Annotated in this window: 5 protein-coding genes; all 5 read left to right on the top strand. The window is 64.6% G+C overall.

Annotated elements, in window-relative coordinates:
* Positions 1–218: 218 nt before the first annotated feature.
* On the top strand, positions 219–1484 hold the full coding sequence (locus ACYPYD_RS22650) for an aromatic ring-hydroxylating oxygenase subunit alpha (protein ID WP_051587164.1): 1266 nt from the start codon (positions 219–221) through the stop codon (positions 1482–1484).
* Entirely contained in the window at positions 1481–1828 is a 348-nt protein-coding gene (locus ACYPYD_RS22645; protein WP_036529659.1) for a hypothetical protein, read from the top strand. Before ACYPYD_RS22650 ends, ACYPYD_RS22645 begins: the two co-directional genes overlap by 4 nt.
* Positions 1829–1852: 24 nt before the next feature.
* Positions 1853–2668 carry an SDR family NAD(P)-dependent oxidoreductase gene (locus tag ACYPYD_RS22640; protein WP_036529658.1) on the top strand — a complete coding sequence of 272 codons (816 nt, stop codon included), beginning with the start codon at positions 1853–1855 and terminating at the stop codon, positions 2666–2668.
* 23 nt (positions 2669–2691) lie between these two features.
* Positions 2692–3546, top strand: coding sequence for a fumarylacetoacetate hydrolase family protein (locus ACYPYD_RS22635; protein ID WP_036529656.1), 855 nt, complete (start codon positions 2692–2694; stop codon positions 3544–3546).
* Between the two features lie 149 nt (positions 3547–3695).
* On the top strand, positions 3696–4446 hold a 751-nt coding region (locus ACYPYD_RS22630), incomplete at its 3' end, for a TetR/AcrR family transcriptional regulator (RefSeq protein WP_051587163.1).

The raw sequence follows: 4446 nt of genomic DNA, 5'->3' as shown, positions 1-4446 counted from the left end.
TGCGAGCGCGGCGAAGCAATCCAGAGCGGCTTGACACTGCCTTGGATTGCTTCGCTGCGCTCGCAATGACGAGATGGTCGTTCAATCCGATATCATCGACCTCTAACGCTTGACACATTCCCCTCTCCAACCTTAAGTTTACCAAACGGTCAAATAAAGACTCGACGCGGCATCTGATGCCGACGTCGGCGCCGGTTCCGATTGGAGAGGGTTGGGACATGAACATCACCGCTTCCGCGCGGGCTTTCGAAGGCAAGACGGCGTTCACCGAGGCCTGCGGCCTTGGCACCGGCCCGGTGCCGCTCGAGCCTTACCGATCGCCCGAGTTTTTCGAACGCGAACGCGTGCAAGTCTTCGAGCGGGCCTGGCTGCTGGTCGGGCGCGAGGAAGAAATCCCGGCCTACGGCGACTATTTCGCGACCGAACTGTTGCCGGGCGGCGTTTCCGCGATCCTCAACCGGGGCAAGGATGGACGCATCCGCGCGTTCTACAACACCTGTTCGCACCGCGGATCGCAAGTCCTCGACGGTCCGACGGGCAATGCGCGGCGCATCGTCTGCCCCTACCACAACTGGACGTATGCGGCCGATGGCGATCTGATCTCGATCCCGGACGAAGCCAGCTTCTTCGCGGTAGACAAGAAGCGCTGCGGGCTGACGCCGATGGCGACGGAAACCTGGGAGGGCTGGATCTTCGTCAACCTCCAGCGCCAGCCCGAAGTCGATCTGCGCACCTTCCTCGGCGATTTCGCCGACCGTCTGGCCGGCGTGCCTTACGTGGCGGCGGACAAGCCGATCGTGCTCAAGGCCGACCTCGATGCCAACTGGAAAGTGGTGCAGGACGCCTTCATCGAAAGCTACCACATCCCCGCGATCCACAAGAAGACGATTGCCCAGACCTTCTCGTCGAGCGAGAACCGCTTCGCGCGGCTGCTCGATGCGCGCACGTTCGGGCCGCACCGCACCGTCTCGATGTATGGCAACCCGACGATGCCGCTCGACGAGCGCAACAAGGTGGAGATGCTGGCCTATGCCTCTGGCGACACCGGCAGCCTGATCGCGGCAGGCACGAGTTCGCAGATGGCTGAGTTCCTCGATCACCCCGCCGTCAATCCGACGCGGGCGGGGTGCTGGTCGATGGACGTGAACAACCTGTTTCCGAACACCCAGATCGATTTCGGCCCCGGCGGCTTCTGGGTCCACCAGTTCTGGCCGCTGACGCCGACCACTTCGCGCTACGAAGTGCGCTTCTATGTCCCCGACGCGCTGAACGCGCGCCAGCGGCTGCAGCAGGAACTCTATGTCGCGCGGGTGATCGAGGTCGTGCTGGAAGACCTTGCCAACGTGGCCCGCACCCAGCGCGGCATCAACAGTTCCGGCAAGGACGAGATGCAGCTTCAGGACAGCGAGGTCGGCATCCGCCACTCGGTCGAGCAACTGCTCAAATGGGTCGAGGCGGAAACCGTCACCGAGGCGCTGGCGTGAGCGGTGCGGCGCGCTTGCCGCAGGCGTTCGCGGAACTTGAACCTTTCGTCGACAGCTGGGGCAGCCATACGACCGCCGGGCGGCTGGCCGCGCGCTGCGAGCGCTCGATGGACGAGATCAGGGTGTTCTACGAGGCCATGTGCGCGCGGGCGGAAGAGGCCATCGGCTACGTCGACCGGTTCGGGCTCGACGACCTGCCTGACGATGCGCGCAATCTCATGGCGCTGGTTCTCGGGCTGGCGCAGGCGCACGTCGCCATTGAAATCCACGGGCAACCCCGCGCGCCGGGGACGCCGTGGCCCAATTCGATAAGGATCGCCCGCGGCTTGCCGTTTCTCGGCTGATCGGGCGCAAGGGAAAGGACTGTCATGCGTTTCAAGGGCAAAGTCGCCATCGTCACCGGTGGAGCATCGGGCCTCGGCCGCGCGACCGCGCTGCGGCTGGCGTCGGAAGGCGCCGTCGTGGGCATCGCCGATATCAACGATACTGCAGCGAAGACCGTTGCCGAGGAGATCGCCGACGCCGGCGGCACGGCGCGCGCGCTGCATCTCGATATCACCGTGGAAGACCATTTCCGCGCGGCAGTGGGCGCGATGGTCGATGGCTTCGGTCGGCTCGACATCATGCACAACAACGCGGCATTCACTTCGCCCGAGGCGATTTCCGGCGACACGGATATCTTGGAAATCCCCGACGCGCTGTGGGACAAGATCTTCGCAGGCACGGTCCGCGGGACGATGCAGGGGTGCCGTCACGCGATCCTTGCCATGCGCAAACAGGGCGGCGGGTCGATCGTCAACACCGCCTCGATGTACGGGGTGGATGCGTTCTACAAGATGCCCGCCTACTGCGTGTCCAAGGCGGCGGTGATCCAGTTGACCAAACAGGTGGCCACGGCCTTCGGCCGCGAGGGAATCCGCTGCAACGCGGTGGCGCCGTCGATGATCACGACGCCGCTGCTCGAAGCCTCGATCCCGCCGGCCTTCGTCGCAATGAACGTCGATGCCACCTTGACCGGCTATCTCGGCACGCCTGAGGATGTCGCGCAGGCCGTCGCCTGGCTGGCGTCGGACGAGGCGCGCTACATTACCGGGCAGGTGATCCGGGTGGACGGCGGATCGACCGCGCACCTGCCGACTTACGCCGATGCCCGGCGGTTCTACGACGGCCTTGCAGCCGCCTGATCTCCCGAAACGAAGGAACAACGATGAAGCTGGCCCGGTTCGAAAACGGAGGCGTGCCGCGCCTCGGCGTGGTGGACGGCGATGGAATCGTCCCGCTCGATACTATCGGCATCGACCATCCCGACATGATCGCGTTGATCGAGGGCGGGCAGGGCGCTCTGGGTGAGATCGCCGCTGCGCTGGCATCGGGGCGCGGTGAGCGGCTGGCGCTGGCCGATGTGCATCTGCTGGCTCCGCTGCGCCCGCGCAAGTTCCTGGGTCTTGGCATGAACTACCGCCGTCATGCGGACGAGGCGCGTGCGCTGGGCATCGCGGTGCCTGACGGGCAATTGTGGTTCAACAAGCAGACGACGTGCGTGAACGGGGCCTACGACGACGTGGTGCAGGGGCCGACCACCAAGCTCGATCACGAAGTTGAACTGGGCGTGGTGATCGGCCACGCGGCCAAGTCCGTCGCCGAGGGCGATGCGATGGCGCATGTGTTCGGCTACCTTGTGGTGAACGACGTGTCGGCGCGGGACTGGCAATTCCAGTCCCCGACGATCACCATGGGCAAGTCGTTCGATACGCACGGGCCGATCGGGCCATGGATCGTGACGGCGGATGAGATCGCTGATCCGGCGGCGCTCGGCATCCGCTGCATCGTCAACGGTGAGATACGCCAGTCCAGCAATACCGAGCAGTTCATCCACTCGATCGGGGCGCAGATCGCCCACCTTTCGGCCGCTTTCACGCTGGAGCCGGGCGATATTCTCGCCACCGGGACGCCGGAAGGCGTGGGCGCGGCGCAGCAGCCGCCGCGCTTCCTGTCACCGGGGGACGTGGTGCGCTGCGAGATCGACGGTATCGGTGTCATCGAGAACAGGATCGTCGCCTGACCGTCAATTTTTGCCCAAAAACTGACCTAATGGTGGATTAATCTCGCCGCGGTTTTTGCAAAATCGCTTGACCTTGCTGCATATCCTGATGTGAGGGTGTCAGGAAATGCACATCTTTGGTCAGGCGAACGGCCTGGCGGAGCGATCGAATGGCCGAAACGAGCGATATTCCCGAAGATTCCGCGCCCGCCAAGCGCCGCCGTGCGAGCAGCGGCCGCATCGCGGTGCGGCTCGACGGGGCGGAAACGCACCCGGTCGCGATCGACCAGAAGGCGCCGCAGCGACAGCGCAAGCGCGCCAGCCGCCGGGGCGACGATGTGCGCGAGCGCATCCTGGCCGCCGCACTGGAATGCTTCGGGGCGTTCGGCTTCGAAGGCACTTCCACCCGTGCCGTGGCCGACCGGGCGGACGTGACGCACACGCTGGTGCTCTATCACTTCCAGTCCAAGGAAGCCTTGTGGATCGCGACGATCGACAATGCGCTCAAGCGCTATTCGGCGGAAATGAAGGCGCATCTGGAAAAGGCGGGTGACAGCGCCGCGGCGGGCCTGCGCACGTTCATCGAGCAGTTCATTCGTATGTCCGCCCGCCAGCCGCAGATCCACCGTATCCTGACCATGGAGAGCAACCAGGACACCTCGCGCCTGCAGTGGGTCATCGAGAACTACTTGCGTGAACACTTCGGCGCGATCCGCGAACTCATCCGCGCCGGGCAGGACCAGGGCATCGTGCGCCAGTGTGATCCGGCGCGGATGTACTACATGATCATCAGCGCCGGCGGCACGCCGTTCACGGTCTCGACCGAGTACCGTGAACTGACGGGCCGCGACGTGTTTTCGGAGACCGAAATCCTGCGCAACATCGCATTCCTCTACGAACTCGTCTTCATCGACGCGCCGT

It is taken from the genome of Novosphingobium sp. 11B (genome assembly GCF_054589055.1).
This window is presented reverse-complemented; position numbering and strand designations above follow the sequence as displayed.

What these genes read in the sequence shown, in the direction of transcription:
- ACYPYD_RS22635 (WP_036529656.1), top strand. Translation starts at nt 2,692, where the DNA reads ATGAAGCTGGCCCGGTTCGAAAACGGAGGCGTGCCGCGCCTCGGCGTG.
- ACYPYD_RS22640 (WP_036529658.1), top strand. Translation starts at nt 1,853, where the DNA reads ATGCGTTTCAAGGGCAAAGTCGCCATCGTCACCGGTGGAGCATCGGGC.
- ACYPYD_RS22650 (WP_051587164.1), top strand. Translation starts at nt 219, where the DNA reads ATGAACATCACCGCTTCCGCGCGGGCTTTCGAAGGCAAGACGGCGTTC.